Consider the following 16,609-nt stretch of genomic DNA (forward strand, 5'->3'; position numbering starts at 1 on the left):
TCTAGTAAATAACCTTCTGGGGCACTAGAACAAAAACAAGAATCTTTTTTATGTAACATGATTTAGTCGTTTGCAATTCTAATAATATCGGCAAATAATCCAGAAGCCGTTACGTCGGCTCCAGCTCCAGCTCCTTTAATAATCATAGGGTTCTTAGGGTAACGTTGTGTGTAGAACATCACAATATTATCACTACCCTCTAGGTTATAAAAAGGATGTCCCTCTGGAATTTCTTGTAAACTTACGCTTGCTTTTCCTTGGTCGAATTTTGCCACGTATTTTAACTGACAGTTGCTCGCTTTCGCGGAAGCATATAAGGATTGATAATGCGCTTCATCAGCAATTAGAGTTTCATAGAAATCATCAACAGTATCACTTTTTAATCCAGCTTCAGATAAAAATGATTTATTGTCTATATCTTCTAAATTCATCTCAACACCACTTTCTCTAGCAAGGATTAAGATTTTACGAGCCACATCAACACCACTTAAATCAATTCTAGGATCTGGTTCGGTATAGCCTTCAACGCCTGCTTGCTTAACCACATCATAGAATTTAGTAGTGTCGTTAAAATTGTTAAATACAAAATTCAAACTTCCCGATAAAACGGCTTGAATCGAATGGATTTTATCACCTGAAGCTACCAAATTATTAAGGGTATCAATAATTGGTAATCCTGCACCAACATTAGTTTCAAACAATAATGGTGCATTATATTTTAGAGATAAACGTTTTAGTAATTTATAGTTTTCAAAATCACTAGAACAAGCGATTTTATTACAAGCAACCACACCAATACTTTCTCTTAAATACTGAGCGTAAAGGTCGGCTACGTTTTTATTTGCTGTTACATCAACAAAAATACTGTTGCGTAAATTTAAGCTTTTAGTTTTTTCAAAGAAACCTTGTAAAGTTGCAGCTTCACCTTCCTCTAATTGTGCTTTCCAATTGGCTAAATCGATACCTTCTTCAGCAAAAATCATTTTTCTAGAGTTCGATAAACCAACAACGCGCATTTTTATTTTTAAGTTGTCTTTAAGGAATTTCTTTTGTTGATGGATTTGCTCCACCAAACGCTCGCCAACATTTCCAACACCTGTAATAAACACGTTAAGTTGCTTTGTTTTCGACTCAAAAAACTGCTCATGTAACGTATTTAATGCCTTTTTTACATCTTTTTCTGCAATTACAGCCGTGATATTTTTTTCTGAAGCCCCTTGAGCAATAGCCCTAACGTTCACGTTATTTTTTCCTAAGCTGCTAAACATTTTACCACTAATACCTTGGTGATTTTTCATATTATCACCCACAAGAGCAATAATAGATAAACCAGTTTCTATAATGATAGGTTCAATTTTATTAAGTGCGATTTCATTTTCAAAAACAGCATCAATGGCAACTTTAGCATTTTCAGCATCTTTCTCTTCAATTCCTAAACAGATAGAGTGTTCAGAAGAAGCTTGAGTAATCATAATGATGTTGATTTTCTCCTGCGATAACGTTTCAAACAAACGTTTTGAAAACCCAGGAATACCAACCATTCCACTGCCTTCTAAAGTTAATAGTGCAATATTACTTATATTACTTATCCCTTTAACTGGCGCGGTAGAATTGGTTTCATCATTAGAAATAATAGTACCCACAGCTTCTGGCTCTAAAGTGTTTTTAATATGAATTGGAATCCCCAAATTTAAAACCGGTTGTACTGTTGGTGGGTACAATACTTTGGCTCCAAAATGCGATAATTCCATCGCTTCTTGATATGAAATTTTATCGATAGGGTAGGCCTGTTTAACCAATTTCGGGTTGGTTGTAAACATACCACTTACGTCGGTCCAGATTTCAAGTTGGTCTACTTTCAAAGCGGCTGCAATAATGGCTGCTGTAAAATCGGAACCACCACGACCAAGGGTTGTTTGTTCGCCTGCTGCAGATTTCGAAATAAAACCTGGAAGAATCGTGATTTTTTGAGAAGCCGATTTAAAATAATCTTGAATATTTTTATTGGTAACAGTATAATTAACTTCTGCTTTAGTAAAATTAGCATTGGTAACGATAAGCTCTTGAGAATTCTTTCTTTCAGCTGAAAGCCCTCTATTTTTCATCGTTTCTGCAATAATGAAAGACGACGATAATTCGCCAAAACTCACTAATTTATCCGATGTTTTAGGAGACAATTCGTTAATTAGGAAAATACCTTCCAACAAACTCTTTAAACTGTTAAGTTTATCTTCTACGTATTTTAAAATGGTTTCGTTATTGTTAGGGTTTAATGCTTTAACAATTTCGAAATGTCTTTCTTTAATATCTTCAAACGTTTCTAGAAAAGCCTGATCTTTATTTTGCGCTTGTTTTCCTGCTAAAAGTAATTTGTCTGTAATACCACCAACCGCTGAAACCACACAAATTACAGCATCACTTTTACTGTAATTTTCTAAAATACTTATAACGTTATTTATGTTTTTTGCAGAACCTACTGAAGTTCCTCCAAATTTTAAAACCTTCATTTTTTAATGAATTGATAATTAGAAATAATAATTGAAATGTTGCGATTTATAAAACCGCAAAAATAGCCCGAAGAATATATAATTAGCAACCCCAAAGGGTTGTAATGTTTGTAGTTGTACCAAAAAATGTAACTGTTCCTTTTAAAGAAAAGGAGTTTGACAGGGCTGTATTTTGGTTGAATAGATTCATTATAGTTATATAATACACTTCAAAAGTATTATTTTTAAACTTATAAAAAAACTAAAATATATTTTTTGCAGTATTCTTATATTGTATCGTGTTTGATAGAAAAAACGAGGCAAACACTAATAAGTACTGAAAAATTCATAATAAAATAACCCATGAAAATATTTTCAAAAGCACAAATTTACGAAGGCGATAAATTAACTTCCGAAAGGCAAAATATAAGTTCAACCGATTTAATGGAACGCGCCGGAACACAAATTTTTAACTGGATGCATATGCGTATGCAGGGCGCCCAAGTCCCTATTCATATATTCTGTGGTATTGGAAACAATGGTGGTGACGGTTTGGTTTTAGCACGACTTTTAACCATACATGGTTACAACGTAAACACTTATATTGTTGATTATAATGATAAGCGTACCAAGGATTTTTTAGTGAATTATGAGAGATTAAAGTCTGTTACAAAAACCTGGCCTGAACCTTTAAAAAGCGCCGATGATTTCCCTGAAATAGCCTCTAAAGACATTATAGTTGATGCTATTTTCGGAATCGGATTGAACCGTCCGGTTGTAGATTGGGTAAAAGCTTTATTTGCTTATTTTAAAACTTCGGGGGCTTTTACATTATCGATTGATATCCCTTCGGGACTATTTGTTGATAAACCTGTGGAAGATGAAAACGATGTGGTTTGGGCGGGATTTACTTTAAGTTTTGCGTCGCCAAAATTGGTCTTCTTTTTGCCAGAAACCGCTAAATACACCCAGCAATGGGAGGTTTTAGATATCGGTTTAGATCCGGAGTATTTAATAAACACAGAAACCGACACCGAATTGATAGGTAAATTGGATGTATTGCAACATTATATTCCTAGAGAAAAGTTTTCGCATAAAGGCCAATTTGGACACACATTAATTATTGGTGGTAGTTATGGTAAAATAGGAGCAGTAACTTTGGCGAGTCGTGGCGCCTTATCAGCAGGATCAGGACTGGTTTCTGCATACCTTCCTAAATGTGGTTACACGCCATTACAAGCGTCTTTTCCTGAAGCTATGGTGATAACCGATGCAGATGAAGAAAAAATAACAAGTATTAAATTTGATATTGAACCTACGGTAATTGGCTTTGGAATAGGAGTGGGGACAGATACAAAAACGATAGCTGCTTTTGAAGCTTTTTTAAAAACCAACAAAACCCCTTTAGTAATTGATGCCGATGGGTTGAATATTCTAGCAAAGAAAAAAGCTTTACTAAAATTGCTGCCTGAAAAAACCATTTTAACACCACACCCTAAAGAGTTGGAACGTTTAATTGGCTCTTGGGCAAATGATTTTGATAAGCTTGAAAAAGTGAAAGCTTTTTCAAAAAAGCACAAAGTGATTGTCGTTATAAAAGGTGCTTTTTCTATAACTGTTTCAAATGAAAATCTTTACATAAATTCTACAGGAAACCCTGGTTTATCAACCGCAGGAAGTGGTGATGTGCTAACGGGGATTATTTCAGGATTAATTGCCCAAGGCTATAACGCCATAACAGCAGCCATTTTTGGGGTTTACCTTCATGGGAAATCTGCTGATATTGCTGTAGAACAAACCGGTTATGAGAGTTTAATAGCTAGTCATGTTTTAGACTATTTGGGTGATGCGTTTTTAGATTTATTTAAACAACCAGAATTACCAGCTCCAGCTGAAGCACCAAATGAAGAAGCAAAACAAGAGGCTAAAGAAGAATAGAAACAAAAAAGCTGTTTAAAAGATTATACACTTTTAAACAGCTTTAAGCTTAATTATACTGATGCCTTTATTTGAAGAAAATTTGTTGTTCCTAGTGAGTTTTACATTGGCATATAAGTAAAATCAGTATCGAGAATCAAATTTTAGGTTTCAAATAAGCTTTATAATTTACAGATATTAAATACTCAATGCTGTAAATAAATCAACCAACTTAGGGTCTGAAGGTCTTGGAGCATTAGGATCTACAATGTTTCCATCAGTATCAATTAAAATAAATCTTGGAATGCCTTGAATTTGATATTCTTGAACAAAAGACGATTTCCAATCGTTATCGGCTAATAATTGCACGCCTTTTAAGTCTTCAGTTTCAATCATTTTTTTCCACTTCTCTCGATCTGAAACTTTATCAATAGAAAGACTTACAAATTCGATGTTTTTATCGTGGTATTTTTTTTCTAATTCTTTTAAGAAAGGAATCTCACGTTTACATGGTCCGCACCAAGTAGCCCAAACATCAATGTAAACATATTTACCTTTTAAATCGTCCAAAGAGGTAGTGCCGCCTTTGTAATTTTCATAATTTACAAATTTGGGAGATGGTTTTCCTTTTGTAACAGCCGTTAATTTGTTGTACTGTTCTGTAATTAAAGTATTGTTTTTTTCGTTGGTAGAGATTTCATTGTAGGTTTTATAAAACGCTTCAATGTCTTTTGAATGTGCTATACTTTGCTTTGCATAATCAAATAAAATACTGTTTTTAATGCTTTCATTCGGAATTTCGCGAATGGTTGTAAAAAAGGCCTCTTCTTGTGATAATGAATCATTTTTTATTAAAGCTTCAATTTGTTCTTTATAATGACTAGTAACAATGCTTTTATAACTTCTTGATGTTTCATAAGCTTTTTCATCGGAATAATCGAAACCTTCAAGTTCATTTAAAAAATCATCTGAAACTTTAAAGTCGTTATTTTTTGAAAAATATTGATGAGCCTTTTCATAAATGTTTAATGCTGCTAAATAAGTGTAGTTTAACTCCTTTTCTTCTTTAGTTTTGAAGGTTTTAGAAATGCCTTTAGTGTTATTTAATAGGTTTTTTAATGAATCTACCACAGCACGTTGTTTGTTTTTATAATCGTCTTCATTTAAAGTATAAAGTGTTTGATTATCGCCTAATAATTGCTGCCCTTTTTTTAGTTTTTGAACTAAATAATTATTTTCAGGAGCACCTTCACCTGTAATAATAAGTGTGTTCTCGAAATCGTTAGCATCGTAATTTATGTTCAAGTTGTAACCAGGTTCTACATATAAGAAAATAGGATTTTTCCCGTCGAAAAACACATACGATTCGTGTTCTAAATCTAGCGTGTCTTTAAAAGTTCCATCGCTAGATGTTTCTATTTTTTCAGTAAACGTTCTGTCGTAAGTATTAATGGTAAGTTCGCCTGGTAATTTATTGGTTATGGTTCCAGAAATAATAGCATAGTTCGGTTTTTGTTCATTTTTGCATGCAAACACCGAAATAGCTAGTGTTAATAAAAGTAGTTTTCTCATTTTAAAATTATTGATTTGCCCAAATGTAATAATTTGAAATATGGTTGAGTCTATTTTAAAAATATATTAACATTTGGTTTATTCCTTTTTTACTGAATTACAAGATGTTATAAATTGTATTTTAAATAATTGATGATTTTAAAGCATAAAAAAAGCAGATGAAAAATTCCATCTGCTTTTAAATGTATGTATTTAACGCTTATTTTTTAATAACACGTTTGTTTACTGTACTATTTTTTCCTGAAAATTTGAAAATATATAAACCAGATTTTAAGTTTGATATATCCATTGAACTTCCTTGAATAGCTTGTTTTGAAACTAATTTACCCACTAAGTTGTATATTTCAACAGTTTCAAAATCTTTTGCATTAGAAAAGTTTATAGTGTTTCCTGCAGGGTTTGGATATATGGATAATGTATTAGTATTAGCATGTACATCACCAGTACTTAATGTTGAACAATCTGCATTTTCACCATAAAGTCTTATTTCAGCAATACTAGTCCAACCTGTATTGGCGCTATTGCCGTTTCCTGTAATTTTCACATAACGCCCATTGCTTCCTGTTAAATCAAATAATTGTTGATCATTAACAGTATGCCCCGCAACAGCACTATTTTGGTTTGCAATAACGGTGGTAAATGCATTTCCGTCTTGAGAAACTGCAACATCAAAATTAGTGGTTCTTTCGTCTGCTTTTAAGAAATAAATTCCAATATCGGTTAAATCACGATTACAACCTAAATCTAATGTAATAGAAACTTCAGGCTCTGTTTTGGCATCTCCAGTCCAATAATAACCCGTATCAACAATACCATCATAAGCGTAATGCGGACTAACATATTCTTTTCCTGCGCCAACTTGGGTGCCAATCGCAGTAGCATCAAGAATTGTAATTTCATCAACTGCAGGATCTGTAGAACCTGGAGGCGGAGGGTTAACACCACCTTCGCTACCACCATCAGCAACACCATTATGAATCACACTAAAGTTATAAACTTCAACCTCACCGTAATTTAATGCACTAGGGTCGTAAGTAAGTCCATCCTTTTTTGCATACTCTTCTTCTTTAGAAACATTAGATTGGGTATAATTCCCAACTTTAAAGTAAGATTGGTCATAATTACGATCCAGCACGTAATCTCTAGTAGCTATTGGGTTACCATCTTCATCTTCATTCGTTGTAACTAAATACTGAGCAGCATTAGCTCTACCGCTATCATAAAGTGCTTTTAGGCCACCTGCTTCAGAATAATAACAATAATGTTTACCGTCGATAACTTCAAAAATCACTTCATGTTTAGTACCTAAAACATAATCTGGTATAATGGTAACATCATCTCTTAATACACCACCATTAAATGATAAAAACAAATGTGATCCTTCTAAACGCAGTACCATGGCATCATCAATTCCTGCGGCTTTATCTCCATGGATTTGAGTCGCTACCAAATGATCTTTATAAGTTGGTAAGTGCGTAATCGCTTGCTCCACATAAATAACATGTTGTCCAGCTGTAGTCCAGTAGATATCTAAAGTTCCATCAGGAAGTCTTTCACGAAGCTCCGATCTGATGTAATTTGAGTTTGCTGTAGATCCGTTACTTCCGTTAATTTCTACTCGAAAAACAATGGCATCTTCTGCATTATTTACATAGAAGTAGTCTTGATTTGGGTATTCACACAATGGTTTTTGTTCAGAACCATCGGGTTTTGTAATCTTCCATTGGCTACAGTTTGTCATTAAATCTGCAGGAATGGTTTGTGCAGATACGGGAGCCATGAACGACAAAAGCATCAAGCAAATTGTGAATAAGCGTATGCTGTTTTGTAAGTTTTGTTTCATTTTTATTAATTTAGGGTTTGTTGGTTTTTAGTTTAAAAACTGGTAAACCTAATTGGTTAACCAGTTTTAATTTCAGCGAATTTATATAAAACTACCTAAATAGCCAAATGAATTTTTACGATATTAATAAGCTAGCATAAATTATAATATAATTATGTGCGACTTAATTCGTAAACGATAAATAAAGATTTAGAAAACCAGTCTTGCGTTGATGGTTTACAAAGATAGTTACAAAAGGTGAGTTAAAACTTTGTAGTCAACTATTTCAGGTATAATATCTAAGGCGAATAATTGATTTTGAACTTCCATTATGGTAGCTTCATCAATTAAGCTTTGCGACCATTCGGTAAGTGTTAACCATTCTTGCACATCTTCTAATTTTAAACTATGACGCTTAGCAATACTTTTATCAATATTAGGAATGGATTTAAATTTTGAAGTGGTGTTATTAATAATTTGGAGTATGGTTTTTAAATGTGAAGGGTGCTGTTCAATAAATTCTTCACGAGCAGCAATCACAAAACATGGCCAAGGGGTAGGGCAATTGGCTATGCGTCTAAATACACCAGCATCTACTATGGGTTTAGTCATAAACTTTTCCCATAAAAAATAATCAGCTTTGCCTTCAGTTAACCCTTTAACAGCACCTTCTAAAGTGTTTATAATTTCGAAATCTAATTCGGTTTTTAAATCCCAACCATGGTTTTCAGCATTAATATACGCCATTAAATGTGAGCCGGAACCGTAACGACTAATTGCGGCTTTAGTCCCTTTTAAATCGTTAACAGTTTTATAAGTTGATGTATTTGCAACATGAACGCCCCAAATTAAAGGCGACTGCACAAAAGTTTGAATAATTTTACTTGGGTTGCCTGCGATAATGTCTTTAACAATACCTTCGGTTAAAATAACAGCCATGTCGATATCACCGCTTCTTAAAGCCTTACACATAGCGCCTGTACCATCAGGATAATCCTGCCATCTTAAATTGATGCCTTCTTTCTTGTATGCGCCTTCTTTTAGAGTTAAATTCCAAGCTAAGTTAAAATGTTCTGGAACACCGCCAATGTTTATTTTTTTCATAGTATAAAGGGATTTAACCAATAAGCTTATTTAGTGTATATAAAATAAGCTGCTCTATAGTTGCTGAAGGATTTTTACTGAAAGTACCATTTGCACGATTCGCAATAATAGCATTTAAAGATAAAGCTTCATGACCGAGTAATTTTGATAAGCCATATATCGCTGAAGTTTCCATTTCAAAATTTGAAATGCAGATGCCATTAAAATTGAAAGCATCCATTTTGGTGTTCAAATTAGGGTCTTGAACAGCTAATCGCAATACACGCCCTTGTGGACCATAAAATCCGCCAGCAGTTGCTGTTAAGCCTTTATGTGTAAGATCGCTTTCTAACAGTTTTTCTAAAGTAGTACTCCCTTTTATAACAATTGGTCTCGCTTTATTCGCACTCCAATTGGTGTGTTTTATAAAAGCGTTTTCTATATCGGGATTGGAAATCGTTTCCGTTTTATAAGCGTGTAACATACCATTAATATCTAGGCCATGCGTGCTTAACACAAAAGCATCTACAGGAATGTGTTTTTGTACAGAGCCCGAAGTGCCAATTCTAATGATATTTAGTTTTGTGATATGCTTTTTAGGTTGTCTTGTTTCAAAATCGATATTAACAAGCGCATCCAATTCATTTAAAACAATATCGATGTTGTCTGGGCCAATTCCTGTTGAAACTACTGTTATGCGTTTGTTTTTGAAAGTACCAACATGAGTTTTAAATTCACGTTTTTGAGTTTCGAATTCTATAGCATCAAAATGCTTAGATATTTTATTGACACGATCTTGATCGCCCACCAAAATAATGGTATCTGAAATATGTTCGGGTTTTAAATTTAAATGATAAATACTTCCATCTGGATTTAAAATAAGCTCTGAATCTTTAATCGTCATAATGCACAGATTTGATGAGTTTGTTTTCAGTACGACTAAAATGAAAAGCTGCTTTTTTTACTCCGCCATAAATCATTTGATTATCAATTGTATCGGCGAAATTGTGCTGATTTTGAAGTGCTAAATGGCCGTCTCTATTCAGTTCTAAATGGTCCTCTTTTATTGTGTAAAACACACCTAACTCATCAATGATTCGTTTTAACTGAAAATCTCCATAGCCAAAAAAACCTTGATAATTTAAAATGTATCCTAGCAAATGATTTTTCGATGTTATTTTTTGTGTATTTAAAATGACTAAAATATTACGCTCCAAATCATTTAAACCCGAAACAGCATCAGGAAAACGTTCTAAATGTGCTTTAAGGCAATTGCTTAAATAATCGAAAGAAGAACTTTTTACAATTAAAGGTTTTAATAAATTATGATCTACACCACAATATATACTCCACACATTTGTTGCCATTTCTAGGTCTTCCGCGTTAAGCAGGACTTTGTTTTTATAATGCTGAAGGAGTTGTTCTGAAGATAATTCCGAAAGGCCTTTTAAGTTCTTACTCCCTTTAACACGGCCACTGCAAACTAAATAGATGGGCAAATTAATTTTCTTCTGCTTTATTAAACTGATAACTGCCACCATATTAATATGGCAAAACAAATCATACTCAAACCACAAAACGATTTCAGAATAACGACTTGAATGATTTAACTTCTCCAATTCGTTTTCAATAAGTTCGTTATCGACTTCAACATCATAAAATTTTTTAAAATGAACTTTTCGCAATTCTAAAAATTCTTCCGAAAATACTTTTTCAGTTGTTGGGCCTTCACACAACATGGCCTGCCAAGTTAAATAGTCGCCTTCAACCTTTAATTCGGTTAAAAGGTTGGTTAAAACCGAACCATTTGTAATATGAAGTGTTTGTTTTTCCATTTTTTAACCGCCTACGCGTTTTACATTAAACCCTTTTTCCTTAAGCATTTGCATGATTTTATCGCGGTAATCCCCTTGAATAATAATTTTATCATCTTTAAAACTACCACCTACACTTAATTTGGTTTTGATTTCTTTTGCTAATATTTTAAAATCTTCGGTAGCCCCCGTATAGCCTTCTAAAATGGTAATGGGTTTGCCTTTTCGTTTTTCATATTTACATAAAATCGGGTCGTCTTGCATCCAGATTTTAGTTGAATCGGCTTCATTTTCAGTGCTGCTTTCTTCCTCGATATGATCAGGAAATAAATTTTTTAATTGGTCTTGTAAATCCATAAGATTCAATACTATTTATAATTTGAAGTTACGCTAAAAAAAGGGTAGGGAATAGCTTCAATCTTTTATTTTATTAACCCTAATTCTTTTAATCGTTCGTTTAAAAATTCGCCAGCTGTAATATCTTCAAAAGCTTTCGGATTTTCGGCATCCACACAAACATCTAAAACATCAAGTTTCATAGCACTAATCGGGTGCATAAAAAACGGAATGGAATATCGCGAAGTTCCCCAAAGCTCTTTAGGCGGATTAATTACACGATGAATGGTCGATTTTAATTTATTATTAGTGTGTCTGGAGAGCATGTCGCCTACATTTATCATCAATTCATCGGGCTCGGCTATAGCGTCAATCCATTCGCCTTTATGGTTTTGCACTTGTAAACCACGGCCTTGAGCGCCCATTAACAATGTAATTAAATTAATATCACCATGAGCTGCAGCACGTTCGGCGGCTTTTGGTTCTTCGGTTATTGGCGGATAATGAATGGGGCGTAAAATAGAATTCCCATTATAAATATATGTATCAAAATAAGTTTCTTCTAATCCTAAATGTGTTGCAAGGGCTCTTAAAACATATTTTGCTGTTTTTTCAAGCATTTTATAAGCTTCTTTTCCTGTTTTATTGAATTCTGGAAGTTCTTCAACAATAACATTTTCAGGATATTCTGCTTTTAGCTTGTCGTTATTTTCAACATACTGTCCAAAATGCCAAAACTCCTTTAAATCGGCTTCTTTTTTGCCTTTTGCACTTTCTTTTCCAAAAGACACATAACCACGTTGGCCACCAATGCCCGGAATTTCATATTTCTGTTTGGTTTCAAGAGGTAAATCAAAAAAGTTTTTAACTTCTTTATATAGATTTTCAACTAAAGTGTCGTCTAAAAAATGACCTTTTAATGCTACAAAACCAATGTCTTCGTAGGCTTTACCAATCGCGTCTACAAATTTTTGTTTTCGATTAGAATCATTAGAAATAAAGTCGTTTAAATCGACACTAGGAATTGTATTCATGAGGAATCATTTAAAAATGTGGTTTACACAAATGTACAAAAACATTGCAAAAATTGTACGCCTACGGAAAGGCTTATGTACTAATTAATAATTCGCATTTTATGGTATATTTGATAAAGCATACAAGCGAGAATTTATAAACAAAACGGCTACATACACATGGAATATAATTGTGAAAACCTTGAAAACTCGACCTTAATTAACTTGTACAAAAACATGCTGTTACCAAGGTTAATTGAGGAAAAGATGCTGGTTCTATTACGTCAAGGCAAAATAAGCAAATGGTTTTCTGGTATTGGCCAGGAGGCTATTTCTGTTGGTGTTACTATGGCTTTACATCCGGAAGAGTATATTTTACCTATGCACAGAAATTTAGGCGTTTTTACAAGCAGGAACATCCCATTACACCGTTTGTTTGCACAGTGGCAAGGTAAAACTTCAGGTTTTACAAAAAGGCGTGATCGTTCGTTTCATTTTGGAACTCAAGACTATAAAATAGTGGGGATGATTTCGCATTTAGGTCCGCAATTAGGGGTTGCCGATGGTATTGCTTTGGCAAGCAAATTGAAAAACAAAAAGCAAGTTACAGCAGTTTTTACAGGAGAAGGCGGTACCAGTGAAGGCGATTTTCATGAAGCTTTAAATGTGGCTTCCGTTTGGCAATTACCAGTTCTGTTTTGCATTGAAAATAACGGTTATGGTTTATCAACGCCAACTCATGAACAGTATAATTGTGAAAATTTAGCCGACAGAGGAGCTGCTTACGGCATGGAATCGCATAGTATTGATGGTAATAATATTGTTGAAGTATTTTTGGAAGTCAGTAAAATTACCGAAAGCATGAGAAATAATCCAAGACCTGTTTTAATCGAGTTTAAAACCTTTAGAATGCGTGGTCATGAAGAGGCTAGCGGTACCAAATATGTTCCAGAATCGCTTTTTGAAACTTGGAAAACTAAAGACCCGATTGCAAATTATGAAAGCTTTTTAAAAGCTGAAAATATTTTAAATGAAGCAGAAATTATTCAAATAAAAGAAGCATTTAATAATAGTATTCATAAAGAATTAGAGCTTTCATCAGAAGAAAATGAAGCTATTTATAATGAAATAGATGAATTAAATGATGTTTACAAAACATTTGATTATCAGAATATTAAAAACAATTCAGAAGCAAAAGAAATACGATTTATTGATGCGATTTCTGAAGGTTTAAAACAAAGCATGCAGCGGTATCATGATTTAGTAATTATGGGGCAGGACATAGCAGAATACGGTGGTGTTTTTAAAATAACAGAAGGTTTTTATGAGGAATTTGGTAAAGACCGCATTCGAAATACGCCCATTTGCGAATCGGCAATAATTGAAACTGCTATGGGGCTTTCCATAGCAGGGATGAAAAGTGTTGTAGAAATGCAATTTGCAGATTTTATTTCATCAGGATTTAATCCCGTGGTTAATTATTTAGCAAAATCGCATTACCGATGGGGACAGCATGCCGATGTGGTTATAAGAATGCCTTGTGGTGGCGGTGTTGGAGCAGGGCCATTTCATTCGCAAACCAATGAAGCTTGGTTCACAAAAACCCCAGGCTTAAAAGTAGTATATCCAGCTTTCCCTTACGATGCCAAAGGCTTACTAGCAACAGCTATTAACGACCCCAATCCCGTCTTGTTTTTTGAACACAAAGGTCTATATCGAACGGTGCGCCAAGATGTTCCTAGTAATTATTTTACTTTGCCTTTTGGAGAAGCTTCATTAATACGTAAAGGGGATGCTATTACGATAATTTCATACGGAGCAGGTGTACATTGGGCATTAGAAGTTTTAAATAACAACCCCGATATTTCGGCAGATTTAATAGATTTGAAAACCCTTCAACCCTTAGATGAAACTGCAGTTCTTACTTCAGTTAAAAAAACAGGAAAAGCCATTATTCTTCAGGAAGATTCTCTTTTTGGAGGGATAGCAAGCGATATTTCAGCATTAATCATGGAGCAAAGTTTTGAGTATTTAGATGCCCCTGTAAAGCGTGTCGCGAGTTTAGATACGCCCATACCATTTGCAAAACAGTTGGAAACTCAATATTTAGCGAAATCTAGATTTGAAAAGGCTTTAAAAGACTTATTAGCGTATTAATGCTTATCTTAAACACACTAAAACAATAATTTTGAGACTATTTTTACTTTTTATTTTATGTGTAGTTTGTAGCTGTAAAGAGGAAGACAAAACAGTGGTTGATCATTTTGTGTGGGGCTCAAAAATAGTAACAGCATCGGCATACAATTCTATTCCTGCACAAACGAGTCCGAATCCACACATCACAGCTTTTGGAGATAGTTTATATCCTGGACTTAAATATATCGCCGTTTCAAGAGATTTACTACATCACGAGCTAAAATACAATACGCTTGTTAAAATCGAAGGGCTTGAAGGCGTGTATATTGTAAAAGATAAAATGCATTCCAGATGGAAAAACCATATTGATATTTATATGGGACTTGATGTAGATGCCGCATTGCAGTGGGGCAGAAGAAAGGTTTGTATTGATTACGGAATGCCTGAAAAATAAGTGCTATTTTCTATTTATAAACTTAATTTTTGATTAAATCTACCTGTTTCATGCTAGTTGTATTTTGGAATGATAATTGTTAAACATCTACTAAAAAAGTAACGGCAATTCGTTGTGTTTCAAAGAAAAAAATATCTTTGTTGTTATTAAAACAGCGAACCCCAACAAAAAAATTAGAAGATTAATGAAATCTTATGTTTTATATATTTTAATGATTTTATTCTCACTATCAGGTTATTCTCAGATAGATAGTAGAAAAAAGTCTTTTAGCATCCCTGCTGTCGAAGCCCCTAAAGCACCTTCAGAAGTAAAACCAATTGAACCCGAAAAAGAAGAAAATAAAGAACTTGATTTCGAACTTCCAAAACCCTCTCAAAACTTAGATTTTCCTAAAAAAGAGTTTTCCATGTTTTCTGACGAACAATTTGGAGACCCAGGTGAGTTGTATATCGATAATATCAACAAAAACATAGAAGATATTAGGTTGAGCAAAAGAGAATTAGAACTTAGAAACGGTAGTTCGGTCGACCAATTTTTAGGAGACTTTAATAGTAAGGCAAAATCTGTAAACGTGGTTTATAGAGATCATGGTTACCCCGATGGTGATGTCATTCAGGTTTTGGTTAATGACGATATTGTTCATGCTCGAATTTTTTTAAACCGAGGTTTTCAAGGCTTTAAACTAGAATTACAACCAGGTATTAACAAAATAGATTTTCTTGCTTTAAACCAAGGCCAATCCGGTCCTAATACGGCAGAATTTAAGGTCATGGATGATACTGGTGCTGTAATTACCCACGATCAATGGAATTTATCTACAGGGGTAAAAGCCACGGTTATTATAACAAAAGAGTAATGGCGGTTTTCACTCTTCATGAATTATAAATAACCCCCAAATAAATTCAGGGGTTTGTTTTATTAATGCGCTATAAACAATGAAGAATTAAGAAATAATCTTTTCAATAGCGCTAAGTTCTTCACTTGTAAATATTAAATTATCTAAAGCTTTCGCGTTTTCTTTTAGTTGATTTGGTGAGCTTGCACCCACTAAAACAGAAGCAACTTGTTGCTGTCTTAAAATCCAAGCAATAGCCATTTGCGAAAGTTTTTGTCCGCGATTTTTAGCTATAGCATTAAGTTTTTGGATTTTACCAATATGATTAGACACCACGTCTTTATCTAAATACGATAAATCTTTTGAAGCTCTAGAACCTTCAGGTATTCCGTTTATATATTTATCGGTAAGCATACCTTGCGCTAAAGGTGAAAACGCTATACAACCCGCCCCAGTTTCTTCTAATGTATTTAAAAGACTGTCTTCAATCCAACGCTCGAACATTGAATATCTGGCTTGATGCAAAATAAATGGCACATTTAATGCTTTTAATATTTTAGCAGCTTTTTGTGTTTCGGCAGGTTGGTAGTTTGAAATCCCAACGTATAAAGCCTTTCCTTGGCGTACAATATCGGCCAAAGCGCCCATGGTTTCCTCTAATGGTGTTTCGTAATCTGGTCTGTGATGATAAAAAATATCAACATAATCTAAACCCATACGCTTTAAACTTTGGTCTAAACTAGAGATTAAATATTTTCTAGAACCGTTGTTTCCGTAGGGACCAGGCCACATATCATATCCTGCTTTGGTAGCGATGAATAATTCATCTCTGTACGACTTAAAATCATTTTTATAAATGGTTCCAAAATTTTCTTCAGCCGAACCATAAGGCGGACCATAATTGTTGGCTAAATCGAAATGGGTAATACCTAAATCGAACGCTGTTCTAAGAATGTTTCTACCTTTTTGAAGGTTGTCTATAAATCCGAAATTATGCCACAAACCAATAGACATAGCTGGTAAAAGCACGCCGCTTTTTCCGGCTCTTTTATAAGTCATAGATTCGTAACGTTTTGAATCGGCTAAGTAGTTTTGAACGCCCGATTTATCATTTATTTGCATGATCATTAAGTTTAGTTAC

13 protein-coding genes are annotated in these 16,609 nt (G+C 34.0%); 4 read left to right on the forward strand and 9 right to left on the reverse strand.

The window, feature by feature from the left end; all coding sequences use genetic code 11:
- Positions 1 to 62: 62 nt before the first annotated feature.
- Positions 63 to 2,507, reverse strand: a complete 2,445-nt coding sequence (gene thrA, locus H6X70_RS09540) for a bifunctional aspartate kinase/homoserine dehydrogenase I (protein ID WP_194767452.1) — start codon at positions 2,505 to 2,507, stop codon at positions 63 to 65.
- Between the two features lie 342 nt (positions 2,508 to 2,849).
- Between thrA and H6X70_RS09545 the strand changes: the two genes are divergently transcribed.
- A complete protein-coding gene (locus H6X70_RS09545) occupies positions 2,850 to 4,424 on the forward strand; it encodes an NAD(P)H-hydrate dehydratase (RefSeq protein WP_194767453.1) in 1,575 nt (524 codons plus the stop codon).
- Between the two features lie 177 nt (positions 4,425 to 4,601).
- Here H6X70_RS09545 and H6X70_RS09550 read toward each other — a convergent pair whose 3' ends face one another.
- The 7 genes from H6X70_RS09550 to H6X70_RS09580 all read right to left on the reverse strand — a co-directional run bounded on the left by H6X70_RS09550 (position 4,602) and on the right by H6X70_RS09580 (position 12,064).
- On the reverse strand, positions 4,602 to 5,975 hold the full coding sequence (locus tag H6X70_RS09550; protein WP_194767454.1) for a TlpA family protein disulfide reductase: 1,374 nt from the start codon (positions 5,973 to 5,975) through the stop codon (positions 4,602 to 4,604).
- Between the two features lie 199 nt (positions 5,976 to 6,174).
- Positions 6,175 to 7,818: a polysaccharide lyase family 7 protein gene (locus H6X70_RS17020; protein ID WP_194767455.1), complete on the reverse strand. Its 1,644-nt coding sequence runs from the start codon at positions 7,816 to 7,818 to the stop codon at positions 6,175 to 6,177.
- Positions 7,819 to 8,046: 228 nt separating this feature from the next.
- Positions 8,047 to 8,901 carry a substrate-binding domain-containing protein gene (locus H6X70_RS09560; protein WP_194767456.1) on the reverse strand — a complete coding sequence of 285 codons (855 nt, stop codon included), beginning with the start codon at positions 8,899 to 8,901 and terminating at the stop codon, positions 8,047 to 8,049.
- Positions 8,902 to 8,914: 13 nt separating this feature from the next.
- Positions 8,915 to 9,784 (reverse strand): nucleoside phosphorylase, encoded by an 870-nt coding sequence (locus H6X70_RS09565; RefSeq protein ID WP_194767457.1) that lies wholly within the window; start codon positions 9,782 to 9,784, stop codon positions 8,915 to 8,917.
- On the reverse strand, positions 9,774 to 10,715 hold the full coding sequence (locus H6X70_RS09570; RefSeq protein WP_194767458.1) for a DUF1835 domain-containing protein: 942 nt from the start codon (positions 10,713 to 10,715) through the stop codon (positions 9,774 to 9,776). Before H6X70_RS09570 ends, H6X70_RS09565 begins: the two co-directional genes overlap by 11 nt.
- Positions 10,716 to 10,718: 3 nt before the next feature.
- Positions 10,719 to 11,051 (reverse strand): translation initiation factor, encoded by a 333-nt coding sequence (locus H6X70_RS09575; RefSeq protein WP_194767459.1) that lies wholly within the window; start codon positions 11,049 to 11,051, stop codon positions 10,719 to 10,721.
- 65 nt (positions 11,052 to 11,116) lie between these two features.
- Positions 11,117 to 12,064, reverse strand: coding sequence for an isopenicillin N synthase family dioxygenase (locus H6X70_RS09580; RefSeq protein WP_194767460.1), 948 nt, complete (start codon positions 12,062 to 12,064; stop codon positions 11,117 to 11,119).
- A 159-nt stretch (positions 12,065 to 12,223) separates the two neighbouring features.
- On the opposite strand from H6X70_RS09580, the gene H6X70_RS09585 reads away from it, so the two are divergent.
- The 3 genes from H6X70_RS09585 to H6X70_RS09595 all read left to right on the forward strand — a co-directional run bounded on the left by H6X70_RS09585 (position 12,224) and on the right by H6X70_RS09595 (position 15,489).
- The gene (locus tag H6X70_RS09585) at positions 12,224 to 14,200 is read left to right on the forward strand and encodes a thiamine pyrophosphate-dependent enzyme (protein WP_194767461.1); all 1,977 of its coding nucleotides are present in this window, start codon (positions 12,224 to 12,226) and stop codon (positions 14,198 to 14,200) included.
- Between the two features lie 31 nt (positions 14,201 to 14,231).
- Entirely contained in the window at positions 14,232 to 14,633 is a 402-nt protein-coding gene (locus H6X70_RS09590; protein WP_228530324.1) for a 3D domain-containing protein, read from the forward strand.
- 184 nt (positions 14,634 to 14,817) lie between these two features.
- Positions 14,818 to 15,489 carry a hypothetical protein gene (locus H6X70_RS09595; protein WP_194767462.1) on the forward strand — a complete coding sequence of 224 codons (672 nt, stop codon included), beginning with the start codon at positions 14,818 to 14,820 and terminating at the stop codon, positions 15,487 to 15,489.
- Between the two features lie 87 nt (positions 15,490 to 15,576).
- Here H6X70_RS09595 and mgrA read toward each other — a convergent pair whose 3' ends face one another.
- A complete protein-coding gene (gene mgrA / locus H6X70_RS09600; protein ID WP_194767463.1) occupies positions 15,577 to 16,590 on the reverse strand; it encodes an L-glyceraldehyde 3-phosphate reductase in 1,014 nt (337 codons plus the stop codon).
- Positions 16,591 to 16,609: the final 19 nt, after the last annotated feature.

It is taken from the genome of Tamlana sp. I1 (assembly GCF_015355625.1).
In the GTDB taxonomy this organism is placed as follows: Bacteria; Bacteroidota; Bacteroidia; order Flavobacteriales; family Flavobacteriaceae; genus Pseudotamlana.

What these genes read in the sequence shown, in the direction of transcription:
- thrA (WP_194767452.1), bottom strand. Translation starts at nt 2,507, where the DNA reads ATGAAGGTTTTAAAATTTGGAGGAACTTCAGTAGGTTCTGCAAAAAAC.
- H6X70_RS09545 (WP_194767453.1), top strand. Translation starts at nt 2,850, where the DNA reads ATGAAAATATTTTCAAAAGCACAAATTTACGAAGGCGATAAATTAACT.
- H6X70_RS09550 (WP_194767454.1), bottom strand. Translation starts at nt 5,975, where the DNA reads ATGAGAAAACTACTTTTATTAACACTAGCTATTTCGGTGTTTGCATGC.
- H6X70_RS17020 (WP_194767455.1), bottom strand. Translation starts at nt 7,818, where the DNA reads ATGAAACAAAACTTACAAAACAGCATACGCTTATTCACAATTTGCTTG.
- H6X70_RS09560 (WP_194767456.1), bottom strand. Translation starts at nt 8,901, where the DNA reads ATGAAAAAAATAAACATTGGCGGTGTTCCAGAACATTTTAACTTAGCT.
- H6X70_RS09565 (WP_194767457.1), bottom strand. Translation starts at nt 9,784, where the DNA reads ATGACGATTAAAGATTCAGAGCTTATTTTAAATCCAGATGGAAGTATT.
- H6X70_RS09570 (WP_194767458.1), bottom strand. Translation starts at nt 10,715, where the DNA reads ATGGAAAAACAAACACTTCATATTACAAATGGTTCGGTTTTAACCAAC.
- H6X70_RS09575 (WP_194767459.1), bottom strand. Translation starts at nt 11,051, where the DNA reads ATGGATTTACAAGACCAATTAAAAAATTTATTTCCTGATCATATCGAG.
- H6X70_RS09580 (WP_194767460.1), bottom strand. Translation starts at nt 12,064, where the DNA reads ATGAATACAATTCCTAGTGTCGATTTAAACGACTTTATTTCTAATGAT.
- H6X70_RS09585 (WP_194767461.1), top strand. Translation starts at nt 12,224, where the DNA reads ATGGAATATAATTGTGAAAACCTTGAAAACTCGACCTTAATTAACTTG.
- H6X70_RS09595 (WP_194767462.1), top strand. Translation starts at nt 14,818, where the DNA reads ATGAAATCTTATGTTTTATATATTTTAATGATTTTATTCTCACTATCA.
- mgrA (WP_194767463.1), bottom strand. Translation starts at nt 16,590, where the DNA reads ATGCAAATAAATGATAAATCGGGCGTTCAAAACTACTTAGCCGATTCA.